Annotated in this window: 19 protein-coding genes; 15 read left to right on the forward strand and 4 right to left on the reverse strand. The window is 52.8% G+C overall.

Annotated elements, in window-relative coordinates; translation table 11 throughout:
* Positions 1–56: 56 nt before the first annotated feature.
* Entirely contained in the window at positions 57–2,423 is a 2,367-nt protein-coding gene (locus F3J38_RS02175) for a glycoside hydrolase family 3 C-terminal domain-containing protein (RefSeq protein WP_167134682.1), read from the reverse strand.
* 483 nt (positions 2,424–2,906) lie between these two features.
* Between F3J38_RS02175 and F3J38_RS02180 the strand changes: the two genes are divergently transcribed.
* The 5 genes from F3J38_RS02180 to argE all read left to right on the forward strand — a co-directional run bounded on the left by F3J38_RS02180 (position 2,907) and on the right by argE (position 7,570).
* Positions 2,907–3,824, forward strand: a complete 918-nt coding sequence (locus F3J38_RS02180; RefSeq protein ID WP_167134684.1) for a LysR substrate-binding domain-containing protein — start codon at positions 2,907–2,909, stop codon at positions 3,822–3,824.
* Positions 3,825–4,043: 219 nt separating this feature from the next.
* The gene (locus F3J38_RS02185; RefSeq protein ID WP_167134686.1) at positions 4,044–5,309 is read left to right on the forward strand and encodes a flavin-containing monooxygenase; all 1,266 of its coding nucleotides are present in this window, start codon (positions 4,044–4,046) and stop codon (positions 5,307–5,309) included.
* Between the two features lie 14 nt (positions 5,310–5,323).
* On the forward strand, positions 5,324–5,755 hold the full coding sequence (locus F3J38_RS02190) for a RidA family protein (protein ID WP_167134688.1): 432 nt from the start codon (positions 5,324–5,326) through the stop codon (positions 5,753–5,755).
* Complete coding sequence (locus F3J38_RS02195; protein ID WP_167134690.1) at positions 5,755–6,429, forward strand: DUF1028 domain-containing protein; 675 nt, start codon at positions 5,755–5,757, stop codon at positions 6,427–6,429. The genes F3J38_RS02190 and F3J38_RS02195 overlap by 1 nt, the downstream gene beginning before the upstream one ends.
* Entirely contained in the window at positions 6,422–7,570 is a 1,149-nt protein-coding gene (gene argE / locus F3J38_RS02200; protein WP_167134692.1) for an acetylornithine deacetylase, read from the forward strand. Before F3J38_RS02195 ends, argE begins: the two co-directional genes overlap by 8 nt.
* Here argE and F3J38_RS02205 read toward each other — a convergent pair.
* Complete coding sequence (locus F3J38_RS02205; protein WP_167134694.1) at positions 7,567–8,601, reverse strand: LacI family DNA-binding transcriptional regulator; 1,035 nt, start codon at positions 8,599–8,601, stop codon at positions 7,567–7,569. The two genes, argE and F3J38_RS02205, sit on opposite strands and share 4 nt — an antisense overlap.
* A 217-nt stretch (positions 8,602–8,818) precedes the next feature.
* Between F3J38_RS02205 and F3J38_RS02210 the strand changes: the two genes are divergently transcribed.
* From F3J38_RS02210 to F3J38_RS02230, 5 genes are all read left to right on the forward strand, one after another.
* Positions 8,819–9,847, forward strand: coding sequence for an ABC transporter substrate-binding protein (locus tag F3J38_RS02210; protein WP_167134696.1), 1,029 nt, complete (start codon positions 8,819–8,821; stop codon positions 9,845–9,847).
* A gap of 111 nt (positions 9,848–9,958) precedes the next feature.
* On the forward strand, positions 9,959–12,181 hold the full coding sequence (locus tag F3J38_RS02215; RefSeq protein WP_167134697.1) for an ABC transporter permease: 2,223 nt from the start codon (positions 9,959–9,961) through the stop codon (positions 12,179–12,181).
* Positions 12,178–13,239 carry an ABC transporter ATP-binding protein gene (locus F3J38_RS02220; protein ID WP_167134699.1) on the forward strand — a complete coding sequence of 354 codons (1,062 nt, stop codon included), beginning with the start codon at positions 12,178–12,180 and terminating at the stop codon, positions 13,237–13,239. Before F3J38_RS02215 ends, F3J38_RS02220 begins: the two co-directional genes overlap by 4 nt.
* Before the next feature lie 14 nt (positions 13,240–13,253).
* Entirely contained in the window at positions 13,254–14,054 is an 801-nt protein-coding gene (locus tag F3J38_RS02225) for an inositol monophosphatase family protein (protein ID WP_167134701.1), read from the forward strand.
* A 108-nt stretch (positions 14,055–14,162) separates the two neighbouring features.
* Positions 14,163–14,963 (forward strand): AraC family transcriptional regulator, encoded by an 801-nt coding sequence (locus tag F3J38_RS02230; protein WP_167134703.1) that lies wholly within the window; start codon positions 14,163–14,165, stop codon positions 14,961–14,963.
* On the opposite strand, the gene F3J38_RS02235 is transcribed toward F3J38_RS02230, so the two are convergent.
* Positions 14,934–15,572: a LysE family translocator gene (locus F3J38_RS02235; protein ID WP_167134705.1), complete on the reverse strand. Its 639-nt coding sequence runs from the start codon at positions 15,570–15,572 to the stop codon at positions 14,934–14,936. The genes F3J38_RS02230 and F3J38_RS02235 overlap by 30 nt on opposite strands.
* Positions 15,573–15,728: 156 nt before the next feature.
* Between F3J38_RS02235 and F3J38_RS02240 the strand changes: the two genes are divergently transcribed.
* The 5 genes from F3J38_RS02240 to F3J38_RS02260 all read left to right on the forward strand — a co-directional run bounded on the left by F3J38_RS02240 (position 15,729) and on the right by F3J38_RS02260 (position 20,924).
* Positions 15,729–16,586, forward strand: a complete 858-nt coding sequence (locus tag F3J38_RS02240) for a MurR/RpiR family transcriptional regulator (protein WP_167134707.1) — start codon at positions 15,729–15,731, stop codon at positions 16,584–16,586.
* 128 nt (positions 16,587–16,714) lie between these two features.
* The gene (locus F3J38_RS02245; RefSeq protein ID WP_167134709.1) at positions 16,715–18,043 is read left to right on the forward strand and encodes an aspartate aminotransferase family protein; all 1,329 of its coding nucleotides are present in this window, start codon (positions 16,715–16,717) and stop codon (positions 18,041–18,043) included.
* A complete protein-coding gene (locus tag F3J38_RS02250) occupies positions 18,040–18,603 on the forward strand; it encodes a carboxymuconolactone decarboxylase family protein (protein WP_167134710.1) in 564 nt (187 codons plus the stop codon). Before F3J38_RS02245 ends, F3J38_RS02250 begins: the two co-directional genes overlap by 4 nt.
* Complete coding sequence (locus F3J38_RS02255; protein WP_167134712.1) at positions 18,600–19,619, forward strand: C45 family autoproteolytic acyltransferase/hydrolase; 1,020 nt, start codon at positions 18,600–18,602, stop codon at positions 19,617–19,619. Before F3J38_RS02250 ends, F3J38_RS02255 begins: the two co-directional genes overlap by 4 nt.
* A 195-nt stretch (positions 19,620–19,814) precedes the next feature.
* Complete coding sequence (locus F3J38_RS02260) at positions 19,815–20,924, forward strand: lactonase family protein (protein ID WP_167134713.1); 1,110 nt, start codon at positions 19,815–19,817, stop codon at positions 20,922–20,924.
* Between the two features lie 169 nt (positions 20,925–21,093).
* Here the strand turns inward: F3J38_RS02260 and F3J38_RS02265 are convergent, their stop codons facing one another.
* Positions 21,094–22,011, reverse strand: coding sequence for an alpha/beta hydrolase (locus F3J38_RS02265; RefSeq protein WP_167134715.1), 918 nt, complete (start codon positions 22,009–22,011; stop codon positions 21,094–21,096).
* Positions 22,012–22,069 lie beyond the last annotated feature (58 nt).

A 22,069-nucleotide genomic window follows, 5' to 3' on the forward strand; every position in this document is an offset into this window, starting at 1 on the left:
GCCTTGTTTTTATAAGATGCCCGTCTTAAAGCGGGCGATTACCTGGTGTTGGTGCATTATTCGGTTTCTGCCTTAAGCGTGGCTGCATTCACTTCTGTGATCAGCTGATCAATCGCCTGTTGACCAAAGCGTTGACGGAAGCGACGGTCAAAGGTGGTAACAAAGCCAACAAAGGAGTTGGTGCAGTGTTCCAGCATACGGTCAGCATCCTCTGGAGAAATCGACAGCTGCTGTTGCAGGAACAGATTGAAGTGATGACGTGCAATCGGGTTTTCCAGAATAAAGATCGGTTGGGTGTCGCGAGCAATCAGACGATGCCGTGCCACTTTGTTCAGCGCAGTGACGCTAATTTTCAACGGCAAGTCGCGCGAATGTCCGCCTATGCAAAGATCAATTTCACCCTCTTCTAACACCCACTGCTGACGTGCGGTGTCGTAATAGCGGAGGTCATCAACCGGCAACGTCAAACTGATGCGGCGAGATTCACCAGGTTGCAGCTCGGTTTTGCTAAAAGCACGTAGTTCTTGTAACGGACGTTTCTGGCGTGAATGGCGATAATGGCTGTAAAGCTGACTGATCTCTTTACCCGCGGTGTTGCCCGTGTTGGTTAGAGTGAAACTCACGGTCAGTGAATCGCCGGATTTGACGTTTTCGCGATCCACCTTGATATCGCTATAGGCGAAAGTCGTGTAGCTCAGGCCAAAACCAAATGGGAATAGCGGTGTGAGGTGGCGCACGTCATACCAACGATAACCGACAAAAATCCCTTCACTGTACAAATGGCGACCGTTCTCACCCGGATAGCTGTGCCAACCTGGAATATCTTCGATCTGTTGCGGGAAGGTGACGGTCAATTTGCCACTCGGATTAACTTCGCCAAACAATACATCTGCTAATCCACCGCCCATCGCCTGACCGGCATAAAAGGTTTCAACGACCGCCGCAACCTGATCCAGCCAAGGCATCACCACTGCATCCGGGTTAGCGAGTACCACGATAACGTTGTTGTTCACCGCAGCCAGTGCGCTAATGAGTTCATCCTGGCCTGCTTGCAGATTAAGCGTGCGACGATCTGAACCTTCACCGTCATAACCATCTTCGCTGTTAGCAAAAACAATGACACGGTCAGCTTCACGCGCTGCAGCGCAGGCTTCATCGCGCAACACCTTGTGCAAGTTGGCGTCTGTCGAATCACCGCGATTCCAACTAAGTTGGATTCCTTCTGCCAGTTTTTCCATTTCATTCCATGGAATATCGACCTGCGTTGGCAGTGTGGTTGCACAACCGGAACCCTGTATTACTGGTGTTTTTGCACCTTCCCCGACGACGAGTACATGTTCACCACTGTGGCATTTAAGTGGCAGAGCGTGACGATCGTTTTTCAACAGCACGATAGATTCTGCGACCATACGACGTGCCAGCGCGTGATGCACAGCGTGATCAACAGTGGTCTCTCGCTTCTCGCCTTGAATCGCGCGCTTCACCATCTCCAGCACGCGTACTGCTGAGGTCTCAGCCTGACCACGCGGCACGTCACCGCGTTCAATTGCGGCTGCCAGCGCCACTTTACGGGTTTCGCTCTCCGGCATATCGAGATCGTTTCCTGCCAGTAACGACTGCGGACGATTTTTGATGCCATGCCAGTCAGCGACTACCACACCATCAAAGCCCCAATCATGACGAAGCACCTCGGTAAGTAACCAGCTGTGTTCAGCCGTTTGCGTGCCATTCAAGCGATTATAGGAACTCATCACTGTCCATGGACGGGACTGCTTAATCGCCCGCTCAAAGCCGCGTAAATAGATTTCACGCAGCGCGCGCTCGTCTACCAGCGAATCCATGCTCGTGCGCTCAATCTCCGAATTGTTGCAGGCGAAGTGTTTCAGTGACGAACCCACACCTTGCTGCTGCAAGCCATTAATCACACCCGTGGCGATTTCACCAGAGATCAGCGGGTCTTCAGAATAGTATTCGTAGCTGCGGCCCCCCAGTGGCGTGCGGCGGATATTGATGCCAGGGCCCAGCAGCAGATGCACGCCCATCATTTGGCACTCTTGACCCAAGGCATCACCAAGCGTCAGCGCCAGCTCAGCATCCCAGCTACAGGCAAAGCTTGAACCATTTGGAAAGCAGGTCGCGGGTTTCATGGTACCCCAGGCCACTTCGACATCTTTCGCACGCTGGTTTACGACATTGAGGAAGCCAGCAAAATCTTGCCCGCCTTTTTCATCGCCGTCGATCTGCTGGATGGAGTAACGCACCCCGTATGTGCCGTCCGTCATCACCATGCGTGGGATGCCTAAACGTTCATTTGACTCTGTTTTCCACATGCCATGCCCGCTGAGAATATCGCTCAATTCAGCGGGTGACATGGCTTTAGCCAGAGAGAGAAACTCTCCGTTTTCGAACAGGTTTGCAGGCATTATTGTTATTCCACAGTAAGAAGGATGTGACCGACTGTTATTAGGATGTCGGACACTATGGCGGCAGTAGAGAGCACGAGGCAATTATTAAATTGTTGGCCTTTAAATTAAAAAAAACTATTCAATAAAGAATGGCGAATAATTTCCTCAAGAAAAGGTCCTATTATCTTGCCAGGAATGCGCTTGAAATAAATGGCACGCACCTTAGGTGTGCAGTCACTGCATTGAAATTGAACATCGCGTGCTAAGTTAGTGCAATGATGTGATGTGGATCGCGTAAGTGAGAGGAAAGAGATTATCGCTGGATAATCAACTTCAACAGCAAGTTTAATCTCACTCTTTATAAATACCGCCTTGAGAATGGCTTGATGGCTTTGTTGTTATCAGGATCACACTGTGTGGCATAGCGCTTGCTTAATGAATGTTGATTAGCATAAAGCTAATCAACACTTTCATCAGGCAATAAATTAACAATGGTTGAACATGACGCACTTCACTTTAAAACAGCTTAAGTATTTCGTCACCGTGGTGGAAACTGAAAGCATCGCTGAGGCTTCACGCGAGTTGCATATCGCTCAACCGTCGATTTCAGTGGCGATTAAAAATTTGGAAGACGCCTTCGAACAACAACTTTTTATTCGTCACCACGCGCAGGGTGTGTCGCTTACGTCCAGTGGGCGACGTTTCTATGAAAAAGCGCGTGAACTACTGCGGTTATCTTATGAGTTTGAGCAAAGTTCGCGTGCTGACAATGAACTGGTATGCGGCACTGTCGCGGTTGGCTGCTATGAATCTGCAGCACCGCTCTATATGCCGCGCTTGATAGCTGGTTTCAAAAAGCTCTATCCAGAGATCACTATCCAACTGTATGACGGTGAGCAGCATGAATTGATGCATGGACTACATCGTGGGCGATTTGATGTGGCATTTCTCTATGACCTTGAGTTGGATAACGTCATCAAAAAAGAGCCGCTTAATGCGCCACACAAGCCCTACGCGTTATTACCCGCCGCACATCCGCTAGCGCAAAAAAGTAAAGTCACGCTTCAGGAACTGGCGCGTGAGCCCATGATTTTGCTTGATGCAGTACCGAGCAAAAACTATTTCATCAGCATTTTTAAAGAGAATGGTTACCATCCTGAAGTCGCATACAGCTCACCGTCGATTGAAATGGTGCGCTGCATGGTGGGGCAAGGGTTAGGTTTTTCGGTGCTGGTCACCCGCCCTTGTTCTGATGTCACATATGACGGTCAGCGGCTGGTTCAGCTGGATATTGTGGATGACATGGCTGCTTCAACCTTAATTATGGCCTATCTGCAAAATAACGAGCCGACGCGTCCAACGCGGCTTTTTATGGATTATTGTCGCAGCTTAGAATTAACGCCAATGTCCATGATTTGATGATTTAAAATTGTTGAAAAAGTGATTTTTCGGATGCATTCCACTGTTAACAGGAAGCTCCTCACCTTAGTCGTAATATTTATCTTTATTCTCAAACCCTATTTATTTTCTATTCAGACGCCAGATTTATAATATTTTACCGTTTTCATCCGCTCCAATATTCTTAAACACTTCTTAATGAGTGAAGTCCTGGCGCAATGCAGGACGAAGGACGTTGAAATGACAACATCAGTGACTGAAACAGATACGCTAATAGTTGGCGCGGGCCAGGCTGGAGTCGCCATGAGCGAACACCTGACGCGCCTTGGTATTCCACATGTGGTCGTGGAAAAAAATCGCATTGCTGAGTCTTGGCGCAGCCGCCGTTGGGATTCACTGGTTGCTAACGGTCCAGCCTGGCATGACCGTTTCCCTGGCATGGAATTTCCTGGTTGCTCGCCTGACAGCTTTGTCGGCAAGGAGCAGGTGGCTGATTACTTCGCCACCTATGCTGAAAAATATCAGGTGCCTGTGCGCACTGGTGTAGAAGTGTTGAGCGCAGAGCGCAATGTCGGCCATGCTGGATTCCGTGTGCAAACCTCTGCAGGCGTGTTCAACGTGCAGCGTATTGTGGCTGCGACTGGGCCGTTCCAGCGTCCGGTGATCCCGCCGATTGCGCCCCAGAACAGCGCACTGTTGCAGATGCACTCTGCCGACTATAAAAATCCTCAGCAACTTCCACAAGGTGGGGTACTGGTAGTGGGCGCAGGTTCTTCTGGCGTACAGATTGCTGACGAATTGCAGCGTGCAGGTAAGGATGTTTGGCTCTCCGTAGGCGCACACGATCGGCCACCGCGCGCTTATCGCAACCGAGATTTTTGCTGGTGGCTTGGTGTTCTGGGTTTATGGGATGCTGCTGCGAATCAGCCGGGTAAAGAACACGTCACCATTGCTGTGAGCGGTGCGCGCGGCGGTCACACTGTAGATTTTCGCCATTTGGCGAAGCAGGGTGTGAATCTGGTTGGGTTGACACAAAGTTTTAGCGAAAACTGCGTGTCATTCCGTGACGACCTTGCTTTTAACATAGCCAACGGCGATGCCAATTATCTGTCGCTGCTGGATGCCGCTGATGCTTACATTGAACGCAATGGCCTCGATTTGCCACCCGAACCTCAGGCCCGTGAGTTCTTGCCTGACCCGGCTTGCATCACTGATCCCATATTGTCACTCAATTTCGCTGAGGCGGGGATTACCAGCATTATCTGGGCGACCGGATACGTGGCAGATTACAGCTGGCTGAAAGTCAATGCATTCAACGAACAGCAGCGTCCGCAGCACCATCGTGGAGTTTCTAGCGAACCGGGCGTCTATTTTCTCGGCTTACCTTGGTTATCACGTCGCGGATCGACTTTTATCTGGGGGGTGTGGCATGACGCTAAATTTATCGCCGATCAGATCGCCATTCAGCGCCAATATCAGCAGTACCAAACTTCGGACGACCTTTAATTTACGGAGCCACTATGCCCACTCATCAACGTATTCGCATGTTTAACACCAAAGAGACCTACCCTAACCAGTCTCTGGATAACGATCTTTGTCAGGCAGTGCGCGCCGGTAACACTGTCTATGTGCGCGGCCAAGTTGGAACTGATTTTGACGGTAACCTGGTCGGTTTGGGCGATCCTCGTGCGCAGGCTGAACAGGCGATGAAAAACCTTAAGCAGTTACTGGAGGAAGCGGGTAGCGACCTGAGCCATGTGGTGAAAACGACGACTTACATCATTGACCCACGTTATCGCGAACCCGTGTATCAGGAGGTCGGAAAATGGTTGAAAGGTGTCTTTCCGATCTCCACCGGTTTAGTGGTCTCTGCGTTGGCACAGCCACAGTGGTTAATGGAGATTGATGTGATCGCCGTTATTCCAGATGAGTGGGATGCTAAGGGGGAATAATGACGATTTCTATTGCAGCACGCTGCCCAGAGAGTGGTCAGCTAGGTATTGCCATCAGCTCTTCGAGCATTGCGGTAGGAGCTCGTTGTCCGTGGCTGGTGTCAGGCATCGGTGCGGTTTCCAGCCAGAACATTACGTTACCTGCGTTAGGGCAGCAGATTCTTGCACTGCTGGAATCGGGTTTAACACCACAACAAGCGATGAAAAGTGCTCTGGCAGAAGATCGTTATAGCGAGTACCGCCAGGTGACGGTCATCGATGTGAATGGCAATAGCACCGCATTCAGTGGTGATAAAACGCTTGGCATTCATCATGTGGCGCAGGGGAAGAATTGTGTGGCGGCGGGTAACATGCTGAAGGATCCGTCGGTGATTACGGCAATGGCAACGGCCTTTGAAGCGTCAAGTGGAGAGCTGACCAGCCGTCTAATTGGTGCTTTGCAGGCGGGAATTGACGCGGGTGGCGAAGCCGGCCCGGTGCATTCAGCCGCGGTTAAAGTGGTGGATGATTACACCTGGCCGTTAGTGGACCTGCGAGTTGACTGGGCTGAGGAGGAACCCGTCGCTGTTTTAAACACACTTTGGCTGGCTTATGAGCCACAAATGCAGGCCTATATAACTCGGGCTCTGGACCCGCGTGAAGCGCCCAGCTACGGCGTACCGGGCGATGAGTAATCCTGTACGTGACATCTTGGCGACGCTGTTGGCATTTGATACCACCAGCCGAGAATCTAATCTGGCGTTGATTAATTGGATTGAGGATTTTCTTGCCCAGCGTGGTGTGGAGGCAGTGCGTATCATCAATGCCGAGGGTACCAAGGCTAACCTCTACGCCCGTATCGGGCCGATGGGGGACGGTGGGGTGATGCTTTCTGGCCATACGGATGTGGTTCCAGTTGATGGGCAAGACTGGCAGGTGCCGCCGTTCGCTCTTACCGAAAGCGAGGGCCGCTTCTATGGGCGTGGCAGTGCAGATATGAAAGGGTTTCTGGCTTGCGTACTGGCCTCGCTTGAGCACTTCCTGGCAGAACCGTTACGCATGCCATTGCATCTGGCATTCTCTTATGATGAGGAAGTGGGATGTCTCGGTGTGCGCAGTATGATCGAATGGCTCCGGGCCGCTCCGGATAAACCTGCGATGTGTATTATTGGTGAGCCAACCGAGATGCAACCGGTTTATGGGCATAAAGGTAAAGTGGCGATGCGTTGTCAGTTACATGGGCGCGCCTGCCATTCGGCGTATGCACCAGATGGTGTCAATGCTATTGAGTTTGCCGCCAAAATGATCAATCACTTGAGTGAAAGCCGTGCGCATCTGTCATTACAGGAGGATGCCCGGTTTGACCCGCCGTACAGCACCTTGCAAATTGGTGTGATTAATGGGGGCACTGTACTGAACATTGTGCCGCAGGATTGTCAGTTCGATTTTGAGATTCGCCATTTACCGGATGTGAATGTTGATGGCGTACTGATTGAAGCACAACGCTATGCACAGCAGGAATTGTTACCGGCAATGCGCAGCGTGGCAGGAGAGAGCGATATTCGCTTTACGACGCTAAGCCGCTACCCTGGGTTACTCACCGATCCACAGTCTCAGTTCGCACATTGGCTATCACAATGGAGTGACTGCGATCAATTCTCCACTGTTGCTTTTGGTACAGAGGGAGGTTTGTTTGATGAGGCAGGAATCGCCACGTTGATCTGTGGTCCTGGCAGTATGGAGCAGGGACATAAACCTAATGAATTTGTCGCTGCTGACCAAATTAAACGCTGCATGCAAATGCTGGATAATCTCTGCCACTGGATGCGCGGTTAACCACCGCGCACCGACTCACGCCAAACCACATCAGCTTGATAAATCAGGCTGTCATGCTGCTGATCATTTTGCGGGGTTAAACCCGTTTCATTTTTTTCGGTTTGCATTAACCAACTCACTGCATCACGGGCAAACTGCTCAACCGGCTGCGCAAAAGTGGTGAGATTGTAGGATGACCAGCCTGCCTGCGCGATGTTGTCGTAACCGATAAGGCAGATGTCCTCTGGCACGCGTAAACTAAAGCGATGTCGTGCTTCATCCATAAATCCACATGCCACCAAGTCGGTGACGCAAAACACCGCGTCCGGGCGCTGATGCTGTGTAAGCAGGCGATGCGCTAATATCTGCCCACTCTCGTAAGAGGTGGTACCAAATCGCTCCACCGTGACCTGCAATCCTGCGCGTTCGGCCTCACTGATAAAGGCGGCTTCGCGCTTCATCAGACTGGGTGTACCGGCGAGGGAATTGGCAAACGCCAGATGCCGACATCCTGCACGTTGAAATGCCATCACTGCTGTCGCCGCCGCACGTTGCGCATCCAGATGAATGCTGAGTGAGCCAGGTAAATCCTCATCACGATTGATCAAAATAATACGCTGACCGTGTTGGTAACACTGGCGGGTGATGGTGCGATCCGGCATCCCTGAAAGAATGATGGAGGCATCGGCACGAAAGTTAATCGCCTGCTGCAGAGCGGCTGACACGCTGTTATCAGAACGGTCGGTGTTGATCAGCATCGCAATTTTGCCAGCCTCTTGCAGATACTGAGTCAGCCAGCGTACCAGGCTAGCGCGATAGGGGGTCGCAATTTCAGACACCACCAAACAGACGATACCGCTGCGGTTGCGCACTAACCCTCGTGCCAGATGATTGACGTGATAACCCAACTCCTCGGCAGCTTTCATTACGCGGGTGCGCATCGCGGGAGACACGCTGGCGCCTGGCGTAAAGGCCCGTGAGACCGCAGAACGCGACACGCCCGCGCGATCGGCAACATCTTGCGCACTGACCATCGCTTTCTCATTTTGCATGCTGCCTTTCTCCCCATTTAGCGGCTAAAAATGAGTCTGCCTCAGATTGCAAAGCTGTGCAAACAGTTCGAGATCTCATTTGTTGCAATTTTGTGACATAGACTATCAATTGCGCAGTAAGCCATTTGACAGGTGATTTCTTGTTCATTACTACTTTGCACACACGTGCAATATCAGGTGCCAGTGAAGCACCACCCTACTATCCAAGGAGAACACCATGCGAGCTACCTCTATCGCCGTTGCGCTATCCGTTTGTTGCACTGCTCTACCTTTCGCTGCTTCAGCAGCGGGTAATCTCAATATGGTCTGCTCGGCCGATGTGGTGGTGTGCGAGCACATGACGCGCATCTTTAGCCAGGAGCATCCGGATATTAAAGTCAGCATGGTGCGCTTGTCGGCAGGGGAAGCTTATGCACGCCTGCGTAGTGAAGCGCGCAACCCACGCACCGATATCTGGTGGGCTGGTACAGGCGACCCGCATATGCAGGCAGCGGACGAGGGTTTAACCCAAGTCTACAAATCACCGCTACTCGATCAGCAGCAAGATTGGGCTCAGAAACAGGCAGAAAACTCCGGTTATCGCACGGTGGGAATCTATGCGGGTGCGCTGGGCTGGGGTTACAACACCAAATTGCTGGCGGATAAAAAACTTAAAGCGCCTGCTTGTTGGGCCGACCTCCTTGACCCAGGCTTCAAGGGGGAAATACAAATCGCCAACCCTAACTCCTCAGGTACTGCCTACAACACTTTAGCCACGCTGGTGCAAATCATGGGCGAGGACAAAGCCTTTGATTACCTGAAAAAACTCAACGCTAACATTTCGCAATACACCAAGTCTGGCTCAGCCCCGGTCAAAGCCGCCGCGCGCGGTGAAACCACGGTCGGCATTGTGTTTATGCATGATGCCGTGGCGATGGAAGTGGACGGCTTCCCGATTAAAACCGTCGCCCCCTGTGAAGGCACCGGCTATGAAATTGGCTCGATGTCGATTGTCAAAGGTGCGCGCAATCTGGCGAATGCCAAAGTCTGGTACGACTGGGCATTAAGCGCAGCCGCGCAGTCGCACATGAAAGAGGCCAAATCCTTCCAGTTACCGTCAAACCGTAATGCTGAAATCTCGGAATATGCCCCGCGCTTCGAGAACATCAAGTTGATCGATTATGACTTCAAAACCTACGGCGATTCCGCCAAGCGTAAGGCGTTACTGAGCCGCTGGGACAAAGAGATTGGCGCCAGCGCGCAGTAAAGGCTGACGGGAAGCGCGATGGACCGCGCCGCTGCAATGGGGTAGTGGCGCAATTCATGGCGCAATCAAAAATCCGGCACGATAAGAACCATCACCCACTCGAGGTGTTTAATGAACGCAAATAATCGTCGCCTGTCGGCTGCGCTACTGCTGGGCGCTGTCGCGGTGCTGCTGTTGCCGTGGTACAGCCTTGAAGCGGGTTTCTTTGATGGCGGCTGGTTGTCTAATTTATGGGGCGATAGCGTCAACGCGCCCGCCTTGTGGCAACTTGCTGCACATCCCTGGCTGGCTATCGCGCTGACGTTGTGGGGCTTGTGTGCAACGTGCGGACTACTGCCGTCTGGTGCACGCAGTCGCTTGCTGCTGCTGTTCAGCGCCCTTGGCGTGATTTTCTTGGTGATAGAAGGGCATGCGATTGGTTACAGCGGCTGGAGTTGGCTGTGGCTGGAAAACCGCTTCGGCGCACTAGACCAAGGACAGCCCGCGATGGGCGCAGGTGCGCTGCTGCTGCTCACCACTTTTCTGCTGATGTTTTCATTTGCGCTGGCGGAACGAGGCGTGTTGAAAGGTGATGCCTTTGTGGTGGCCTCACTGGTGCTGTTAACCGCTTTGGTGAGCGTGTTTGTACTCTATCCGGTGTTGAGCATGTTTGTGGTCTCGGTCCAGGATGTCGACGGCAGTTTTAAACCCGATGGTTTGATCAGCAATATTCAAGACCCCTCTATCTGGAGCCTGGCCTGTCTCAAGGGCGGCACATGCGGCACCGCCTGGCGTACACTGTGGTTGGCGTTAATGACTGCTAGCGGTTCCACGCTGCTCGGTCTGGCCTTTGCACTTGCCGCCACCCGCACACCGCTACCGTGCAAAAAAGCCCTGCGTATGCTCACCATCCTGCCGATTATCACACCGCCGTTTGTGATTGGCCTTGCGCTGATCCTGCTGTTTGGGCGATCCGGTGTCGTCACACAACATCTGGCTGAGTTGTTTGGTATTGAACCTGGACGCTGGTTGTACGGTTTGACTGGCATCTGGATTGCGCAGGTTCTCTCTTTTACCCCTATCGCCTTCCTGGTGCTCATTGGCGTGGTGGAAGGTGTTAGTCCGTCTTTGGAGGAAGCCTCGCAAACCTTGCGTGCGGATCGCTGGCGCACCTTTAGTCGTATCTCATTGCCACTGATGGCTCCCGGCTTAGCTAACGCGTTTCTCATCAGCTTTATTGAAAGCATGGCGGACTTTGGCAATCCGATGGTTCTGGGGGGCAGTCATGGTGTGCTCTCAACAGAAATCTTCTTTTCCGTAGTGGGTGCGCAAAACGACCCGAGTAGTGCCGCCGTACTGGCGATGATTTTGCTGTGTTTCACCTTGGCGGCCTTCGTGCTGCAACGCTGGTGGTTGGGTGGGAAAAACTTTGCCACGGTGACGGGCAAGGGAGATGGCGGAAAGCACGGGCAGCTGCCACGAATACTGCGCTATGGGGTCTACGGCATGGTGATTCCATGGGGGCTCTTCACCCTGGTCATCTACGGCATGATTGCGGTGGGAGGATTCGTGCAGTCGTGGGGACTCAATGATGCGCTGACGATAGAACACTATGTCCGTGCGTTCCGTGTCAGCTTCAATGATGGGCATTTGCACTGGAGCGGCGTGGCGTGGAACTCCTTCTGGACTACGCTGGAGATTGCGCTGATTGCGGCGCCGCTGACCGCGATTGTCGGGCTGCTGACCGCCTGGCTGATTGTGCGGCAGAAGTTTGCCGGTCGTCAGACCTTTGAATTCTTGCTGATGTTGAGTTTTGCCATACCGGGTACGGTAATTGGCGTGAGTTATGTCATGGCCTATAACCTCCCTCCATTGGAGATCACGGGCACGGCATTGATCCTGATTGCCTGCTTCGTGTTCCGCAATATGCCGGTCGGCGTGCGTGGCGGTATCGCGGCCATGAGTCAGCTGGATAAAAGTCTGGATGAGGCCTCACTCACGTTGGGGGCAAACAGCTTTCGCACGCTGCGTAAGGTGGTGCTGCCGTTACTCAAACCGGCTATTAGCGCGGCGCTGGTTTATGCCTTCGTACGCGCCATCACTTCGATCAGCGCAGTCATCTTCCTGGTGAGTGCGCAATACAACATGGCGACATCCTACATTGTTGGACTGGTAGAAAACGGTGAGTACGGTGTGGCGATCGCGTATTCCACCGTGTTGATCGTGGTGATGTTGCTGATTATCGGTGTATTCCAGTGGCTGGTAGGTGAACGGCGTCTGCGTCGTGTGGCACGTCCAGTGGACGTCGCGGCGATCCCATCCTCCACTTCATTAACCCAGGAGAGAGCGATATGACACGTGTAACGGCGGGCTCTGTGGTGTTCGAACAAGTGACAAAACGCTTTGCAGGCTTTGATGCGATTCCTAATCTGTCGTTAACGGTTGAGCCGGGCACGCTGGTGACGCTGCTCGGTCCATCAGGATGTGGCAAAACCACCACGCTACGCTTACTGGCAGGGCTGGAACATCCCACGTCCGGGCGTATTTTGATTGGCGGCAAAGATGTCACCCAGCTACCTGCTAATGAACGTGATGTGGCGATGGTGTTCCAATCCTATGCGCTATTTCCCCACATGAGCGCACTCGACAACATCATGTACGGTTTACAGTCTTCCGGCATGAATAACCGTGAGGCGCAGGACCGTGCACGTGAAGGACTCAATTTGGTCGGGCTGGAGACGCAAGGCAATCGCCTGCCTTCTGAGCTTTCTGGCGGACAACAGCAGCGCATTGCCGTGGCACGCGCACTGGTGCTGGAGCCCCAAGTGTTACTGTTAGATGAGCCGTTATCTAACCTCGATGAGCGTCTGCGGCGTCGAGTCCGTACCGATATTCGTGACCTGCAACAACGGCTTGGCTTCACGGCGGTCTACGTGACCCACGATCAGGAAGAAGCTTTGGCGGTCTCTGATAAAATTATTGTCATGAAAGAGGGTGATATTGCACAGCAGGGTGCGCCTGAAAGCCTCTATCACGCTCCGAACTCGGTGTTCATCGCTGATTTCATGGGGGAAGCCAACATCCTACCTTGTGAAGTCGAGCAACTGGAAGGCAGCGATGCGTGGGTGCGGCTGGGGAGTCAACGTTACCGCGTGCGCGGTAATGGCGTGCGACCCGGTACGGCACAACTATCGGTGCGACCGCAGTTTATTACTTTGCGAGGCGAGGGCGCAGGAGCCTTGCGCGGTGAGGTGACGCACTGCACTTGGCTTGGTGACCATATTGAATACGAAGTGGCAACGGAATTGGGTTCGTTGTTCATCGTTGATGCACAAATGGAACAGCAACTTCCGCTGAACTCAGCGGTGGCGATTGATTTTAAACCTCAGGGCTTAGCCCTGATTGCCGGTTAAATTAAGGATAGATAATGAGTGACACGGTAAATGAAGCCCTGCTTTCACGCCTGATTCTGGCGGAGAAAGTCGCGCGTGCTGGCGGCGAGAAAGCGCTGGAATACTTCCATCATCGCGACACCTTGGTGGTGGAGACCAAGCATGATTTGCAGGATGTGGTGTCCCGCGCTGACCGCGAAGTCGAACAGATGATCGACCAGCAAATTCGTGCACAGTTTGCCGACGACGGTTTCCTCGGTGAAGAGTACGGATTACAAGAAGGAACCTCTGGCTATACCTGGGTAGTGGACCCGATTGATGGCACCAGCCCCTTCCTCAACGGTATGCCAAACTGGTGCGTCTCCGTCGCGGTACTGCATGATGGCGTCCCTGTGATTGGGGTGATCTACGCACCGACCTATCAGGAGTGCTATGTGGCCGCGCTCGGCCAAGGTGCGACCTTGAACGGCCGTCGTTTACAGGTTGATCCTGCACGCACCCTGCAAAACCATGTGACGGGATTCGGCGCCAACAGCTACGTCAGCCCCGAAGAGGTGGGTAAAATTCTGGCGTCACTGCTTGAAGCAGGCGGGAATTTTATCCGGATCGGATCAGGGGCGCTGATGCTGGCATGGGTTGCCGCCGGACGTGTAGTGGGTTACTACGAGCCTTATATGCACGCGTGGGATTGTCTGGCAGGTTATTGCCTGGTGAAAGAAGCGGGCGGCTGGTATCACCCGTTCAATACCGAAGGCGAGCGTCTGCTGAAAGGGGCGCAGGTGCTGGCCGTTGCACCTGGTGCGGAAGCCGATTTAAAACGTATTGCAGGGCTTTAAAAGATTATAAAAATTGCGGCGTGCCTTGGCGCGCCCATCATGTATACCATTGTAATTCCCACGGGGCGATGCTTTTATATCCCCCTCTGTTTTTGATCGGGTTAGAACGTGTCGCTCTCCTCTTCTGACTGGTTTAGCCATAACGGCATTGAATGTTCTCGCGTAAACGCCAGCGGTAGCCGCTTTCCACGTCATTTGCATGATGAGTACGTGATTTGTGCCAATCTCAGTGGTCGCGAAGAGATTTGGCTGGATGGCAAAGTCAAAGAGGCGTTTGCTGGACAGGTCACTATCTATAATCCCAGCGCGATCCAATCTTCTCAGTTCAGCCAGGATACGGTGAGCTTTGTCAGCATTCATCTTCCGCAATCCACCCTGAGCCAACTGTTGGGTAATACAGCGGCTCCAGCACTGCGAGAAGGGGTGTTCAATGATGCGCGACTGTTCCAGGCCATTTGTCGCTTTGACGCAGTGGCACGACAGGGCGATGAGACCCTATTGGAACAGCAGTTGTTATGGCTATGCGGTGAGTTGCTGGATGACTCCGCCAGTCTGCAACAGGGCGATGTGCAGATCATTCATCAGGTAAAACAGTTTCTCCGCGACCATCTTAATGAGAAACCGCAACTTGAGGTACTGGCGCAGCTGGCCGGAATCAGTAAATACCATCTGGTGCGCAGATTCACCCAACTGACTGGGTTGCCGCCGTTGCAGTATCACATGCAGTTGCGGCTGCATCGCGCTCGGGAACTGTTGCGCCAGCGGGTGCATCCACTGGACGCGGCATTGCAGCTGGGATTTTACGATCAGAGTCACTTCATCAACGCGTTTCGCAAAGTGATGGGCACTACACCACATCACTATGCACAGCAGATCGCCTTACCCCAAAACAAATTCCCGGTAGCCTGACACCATCACATATGCCGCGAAATAGCAGAAAATCAGCGCTGAAGCGAGGTAGGAGTATTTCAGCAGACGTTGGCCGAGCAATTTACCGCCCATGCTGCCGACCAGGCACAGCACACAGGTCCAGACCACACCCGCAATAAAGAAACCGCTGAGGAAAGAAGCAGTCGCATTGACGCTGCCGTGTCCCATGCGGGCGATCAAAGCACCGCCCACGCTGGCAAACCACAGTATGGCGGTCGGTGACGACATCGCCAACACCACGCCACGGCCAAATTCACGCAGTAGCGAACGATAGGGCTGTTGTTCAGCCTGCGGTAAAGCAGCATCCCTACGCAGTGCTGCGAACAGCATTTTACCCGCAAACCACAGCAGTAACATCCCGCCGCCGATCCACAATACCCAGCGTACCGTGGTGAACTGCAATACTACTGCCATGCCCGCCAGCGCTAACAGGGCGTAAATCAGATCGCCAATGCAGGTTCCTATCCCTAACCAGAAGCCGTGGAAGTAACCGCGTTGCATCGCCAAGGTAATCATCGCGATATTGGCGAGTCCAATATCCAGGCACAGCGATAAACTCAACAAAAAGCCATTAGAAAACTGCAGCATAGCGAACAACCTGTCTGATGGTTTTAATCCTGGCGGCATTTAAGCACGCCTTTTGTGGCGGAGTATTGGAAAGAATTGCGCGATCTCTCACACCTGGTTTTCACATCGCTGCAATTGTGTTTATATGCACCCATCTGCCATTAACGACCAAACACCATGAATCTTCGGGAAAATATTGTCAGCCAGTTCAGTGTGTTGTCACCTGAACTGCAACGCGCCGCTGAATTCTCGCTGCAAAATACCAATCAGTTGGTGGTGCTATCCATGCGTGCCTTCGCGCTGGAGGCCGGAGTGAAACCCGCTACGCTGCTGCGCTTAGCGCAACGTTTAGGTTACAACGGCTGGGGCGAGTTGAAAGACGCTTTCATTGATGATCTTGGACTGCGCAATGATACATACGTATCCAAAGCCGAGAAATTGATCGCCAAAGGCACCCAGCCACAACTGTATGAAGAGGTGTTTCAGGCGCATCAGACGAATCTGGCCTTTACACAGAATGAAAACCATCTGGCGATGGAGCAGGCTGTTTCGCTGTTGGACGCAGCAGATAATGTCTACATTTGCGGCTTCCGCGCCAGTTTTCCTATTGCCTGGTCGCTGTTTTATGTCTATCGACTGTTCAATCGGCAGGTGTCGATGATCGATGGACTAGCAAGCAACATTGAGGTGTTCACCCGTGAGTTAACCGCACAAGATTGCGTCTTACTCACCAGCTTTGCGCCCTATTCGCGCGAGTCGTTGGATGTCTTGCACGCAGCCCAGCAAGCGGGTGCGACAATCATTGCCATCACAGATTCGCCCGTTTCACCGTTAGCACAGGCCGCTGATTGCACGTTGTTGTTCTCCATCGACAGCCCGTCATTTTTCCCTTCAGTGGTTTCCGGTATGGGGCTGGCGGAGTGCCTGCTGGCGATGCTGGTGGCTCGCCACGGTCGTGATGCTGTCACAAAAATCGAAAACGCCGAACGCTATTTGATTGATTCAGGAGCTTACGTGGTGCCAGGCAAATCCTGATAAATGATTCATTTGTATCTGTCATAAGAAAACAGAATGCATTTGAATCACAATTGCGTTGACGTGATCCAAATGAATCCTGCAAGATGCACTTCATTAATACAGTGTATTCAGGAGCAGGACCTAGCATGAGCCATATCATTCACCGCAGTTTGCGCAGTACGCCCACCGTGGCAGCCCGCGCGCAAGGGGCATACATCTATGATGCACAAGGAAAACAGTATCTTGATGCCTGCGGTGGTGCCGCCGTTTCCTGTTTAGGTCACGCGCATCCTGATGTGCTGGCGGCGATGCACCGTCAGATCGATCAACTGGCTTATGCCCACACCAGCTTCTTCACCAGTGACACCGTCGAGCAACTGGCAGAACAGCTGACGCGCACCGCGCCTGGCGATCTCAATTATGCTTATTTCGTCTCTGGCGGTTCTGAAGCGGTTGAAACCGCACTCAAACTGGCGCGTCAGTACTTCGTTGAGATCGGTCAGCCATCACGTACCAAATTTATCGCCCGCAAACAGAGCTATCATGGCAATACCCTTGGTGCGTTAGCCGTGGGTGGCAACGAATGGCGTCGCCGCCAGTTTGCCCCCTTGCTGATCGATGTTATCCGCGTTTCAGCCTGCAATGAGTACCGCGATCGTCGCGCTGACGAAACCCAGCAGCAATATACCGAGCGTCTGCTCAGAGAGTTGGAACAGGCCATCATTGAGGCGGGTCCTGACACCATTATTGGTTTCTGTGCAGAAACCGTGGTGGGTGCGACGACCGGTGCTACGCCACCCACGCCAGGCTATCTGAAGGGGGTTCGCAGCCTGTGCGACAAATACGGCATCCTGTATATCGCCGATGAAGTGATGTGTGGCATGGGACGCACCGGCACGCTGCATGCGTTTGAGCAAGATGATGTGGTGCCCGATTTGGTGACCATCGCTAAGGGGCTGGGGGGCGGCTATCAGCCGATCGGCGCCGTATTGGCGAGCGAGAAAATTGTCTCAGCACTGCAAGCTGGCAGCGGGCTGTTCCAGCACGGCCACACTTACATTTGCCATGCCACCGCCGCTTCCGCCGCGCTGGCGGTTCAGCAGGTGATTGAACGCGATAACCTGTTGCAGGCCGTCAAGCAGCAGGGCGCTTACTTGCAAAAGGCACTGCATGAAGTGCTGGGCGAATTACCTCATGTGGGGGATACGCGCGGACGTGGCTTATTTGCAGGTGTTGAACTGGTGCGTGATAAAGCCAGTAAAACACCGTTCGAACCGGCTTTGAAACTGCATGCGGCGATTAAAGCCAACTGTATGTCGCGTGGGTTGATGGTCTACCCGATGGGGGGAACGATAGACGGCCAATATGGCGACCATATTTTAATCGCACCGCCGTTTATCATCACGGCCAACCAACTCGACTTCGTGGTGGATACACTGAACACCGTGATTCGCGAAGAGACGAGTAAATTATGAACAATCGTTTGCCGCCACTGGCGGAACATGAGTGGGACGATCAGCAGCGCGCATTAGCTGAAGAGATTATCAATGGGCCGCGCGGTGCGCTGCTGCCACCCTTCGAGCCGCTATTGCGCAGCCCCGAGTTAATGGCACACGCACAGCGCATGGGGGAATACCTACGTTATCGCAGTGCGCTAGGGCAGCGCCTCTCAGAGCTGGCGATTTTGATGACCGCCCGGCACTGGTCGCAGCCGGTTGAATGGGCGATTCATGCGCCGATTGCCCGCGAAAAAGGCATTTCTGCCGCAGCGGTGCAGGCGATCAATGAGAAGCATCTACCTGAGGATCTCCAACCGGATGAGTGGGTGATTTATCACTTTTGCCAACAGTTGCATCAGCAGCAAAAGGTCAGTGATACCACCTGGCATCAAGCCATCGCGCTATGGGGCGAAAAGGGCGTGGTAGATCTGATAGGCATCAATGGTTATTACAGTTTTCTCTCGATGGTAATGAACGGCGCACAGACGCCGGTACCAGATTCATCGGATACAATCTTAATGAAACCAACAATATGAAAAAACTCGCAATCCGTGGTTCCGCTTTTGCAGTCGGTCATCAGCTTGGTGCGTTTGGTCGTAAGGCATGGCATGCAAAAATCACGCAAACGGCGTTGTGGCAAACCGTGACCGCCATGAAGGACGCCGCACAGACTCTGAGTATGCGCTCGCTCGTGCAGTCGCAGTATCCACTGATCTGGCAGGAGCTGGAGGGATTAGCCGAGGGCTTGGGGGCACCGATTGATGAGGTGTTTGCCTGGAACTGTCGTGGCGATTTGGTGCTCTCAACCTCTGATGGCTGTACCACGGTGGCGGGAAAAAGCGCTGAGGGTGAGTTGATTATTGCGCACAATGAAGACGGTTTCCCACAGCTGCGTGATGACTGCGCCATCGTGACGATTACCCCGGATGAGGGGCTGGCGTTCACCAGTTTTGCTTATCCAGGTTCGATTTGCGGGCATACCTTTGCCGTTAACGAAAAAGGCGTGGTGAACACGGTGAATAATATTCGCGCCGTGCAGCGTCCGAGTGGAATGCCACGCCAGATTCAGGCGCGAGCCGCGCTCAATGCGGCAACCTTAGACGAAGCCATCAGCACTCTGACGGCAATACCGAGAGCGGGGGCCTTTCACCATACGCTAGGTCAAATGGGCGACAGCCGTCTGTTTAGTGTCGAAGCCACAGGCTCAGGCTGTTCGGTCACACCCTTGAACGCAGTTTTTGCCCATGCTAATCACCTGATCCACCCGCAACTTGATGCGGTTGATCAGGTCATCACAGACAGTTCCCGCTCACGCCAACAACGGTTAATTGCTTGGCTGGAGACGCAATCTCATCTTAATGGCGCGGCGGCAACAGAGATTCTTTCCGATCAGCATGATGCCGTATTGCCGATTTATCGCCTCTCGCCCTGTGATCCAGATGAAGAGAATACGCTGGCGACGGCGGTATTTACCCTGCATGCCAATCAGGTGAGCTGGCAGATATTTACCTTGAATCGTGATGAGGCAGAATTAAACGGCACGATTTCCTAAATTTTAATCTGCTATATTGTGAAGCTGGTCACCTTAGCCTGACGCTATTCAAATCAATCCCACTATAGTCGTTAAACATTCCGATTATGGTGGGGTACTAAAATGAATAGAAATAAAAAAGCCGTGCGCAGCGGTTTAGCCACAAACATAACCATGGCATTATCCCTAGCTGTTTTTTCACTGGTGGGGAGCACTATGGCAAATGCCGCGGAACATCATCAAACAGCATTAGTGGGGACCTGGACGTCGATTCCAGATGCGCCTTTAGAGCAGAAACCCGATCATCCCAGCGAAGGTTTATATCGCCTGAAGGTGAACAGCGACGGTACGTTGACGCCACTCGATGTGATCAAAATGAAAAGCCCGTCGTGGATTGTGAAATCCCGCGATGGACGTTTCGCCTATACCACTAATGAAGAGAACGCCGGTGCGGTGACCGCGCTAAGCATTGATAGAAGTGGCAAGGTGCAGGTGCTGAATGTGGTGGACAGTCATGGACAGCAGCCGACGCATGCGACCATCAGCCCGGACGGCAAGTTCCTGTTTGTAGCGAACTACTCCGTGGCAAAAGGCGGAGCGGGTGTGTCAGTCTTCCCGATTCATCACGATGGCAAACTGGGCGAGCAGGTTCAGCATTTTGCCTTTGAGCACGGTACCGGGGCAGTTAAAGGGCGTCAGGACGGTGGACATGCACACTCCACCACCTTTACTCATGATGGTAAGTATCTGTATGCCGCTGACCTCGGCGGGGACAAGCTGCACGCCTATCGTTATCACGTAGACAAAGCACAACCGCTTGAAGCTGACAGTGCGCGTGATGTGAATTTCACTGCAGGTTCAGGACCGCGCCACATGGTGTTTGCACCTAATGGTCAGCACGCCTATGTCACTACTGAAATGGCGGGTGAAATTGTGGTGTTTGCCGTTAAACAGGATCGTCTGGAACCTGCTGCCCATATCAAGCTGAATAGCGAGAATAACAGTGAAGCATATCGTAGCGGTGGGGGGATTATCTTAAGCCCGAACGGTAAATTTGTTATTGCGGCGAACCGTGGTTCAGATAATAAATTGCTGGTGTTTAAAATTGAAGCAGATGGCATGTTAGGCAAGCCGATGAGCTATAAAGCCAAGGGTATTGAGCCGCGTGCGTTTGCATTCGATAGCAGTGGCAAATATCTCTACGTGACGAACGTATTTACCAACAATATTTCCCTGTTCCATTTCGATGCGAATAGCGGCGAACTGAAAGCCGCAGGTGATGCGGCGAAGATTTCCACGCCAACGGATATTAAGTTCTTTAATTAAGGCCAGGTGCGCAAATGCGCACCTGCAAGGTTCAGCTCACTGTTTTGGGCGCCATAAATGGCGCCCCTACGAGGTAAAGGGCGGTTTTCGTAGGGTACGCATTGATGCGTACCGGGTTAAATACACACGCATGGCTTAAGTGAGCGCCATTACGTCCCGATGTCGCCGTTTATGGCGACTCTTGCTGTGCAACGGTGTTTAACGTGTGCTCCAGTGATGCGCCAAACATCTGACCATGTGAAAGTCCCGGATAGAGCTGATAGCGCGCCACTAAGCCGTTTGCGGCCATCCGATTGACCGTAGATTGCACCGCGCGCAGTACGTCGGGTTTAGCGGTGTTAGGATCGCGACGCACATCACCATTGCCTTCCATCAGCGTGAGCTGCTTTACGCCAACCTGTTGCGTTTGTAGCCCTTGTAACTGGCTGAGTAGAGAGAAAAATCCCTGACCAATAGACGGGCTGGCAGCGTAGTAATGGGAGAAAAAAGATGAAGAGAGGTAGCTATCCAGCACAAATAAACCGCCATAGGAGTGCCCCCACAGCGCGCGCTGCTGTTGATTAATTTTCACGCCTTTCTCTGCAGCAGGCGCAATTTGTTGCTCGAGCAAGGTACGAAAAGCCACACTGCCACCGCCCGCACGCCCCCGACTGAAGGTATAGCCAACGCTGCCGTGCTCTTTATCAGGCGGTGTGTAATCAAAGGTGCGTGACTTCACATCAAAAGGCAGCGTGGTTTGATAACCGATGACCACCAGCAAAGGTGGATTACCCTCAGACAGTTTCTGCAACAGAGGTTCTGACAGCTTATTCATGACCGCATTGCCATCCAGCATGTAGATGACGGGATAGCCCGAAGCGGGGGGCGCTTTATCGGGGTGAGCAACCCACACTTTGTAGTGTCGATTGCCATCCGCAGAATCAAACGTCTGGGTTGAAAAATGATAATACGCTGAGCCTTTATCAGCGATATTCGGCCCCAGCGGCGTCATATCTGGACGGGCAAATACGTGGACGCTGAAAATGGCGCTGAAAAACAGCAGCAGCACCGTAGTGTGTCGGCTCACAAAAGAAAATCGATGTCGCATTGCAATCCTAATGCTTTGGTTTGACAGTGCGCATTGATGCGCACCACAAAAGAGTATC

This window comes from Candidatus Pantoea formicae (assembly GCF_011752625.1).
Classification (GTDB): domain Bacteria; phylum Pseudomonadota; class Gammaproteobacteria; order Enterobacterales; family Enterobacteriaceae; genus Pantoea; species Pantoea formicae.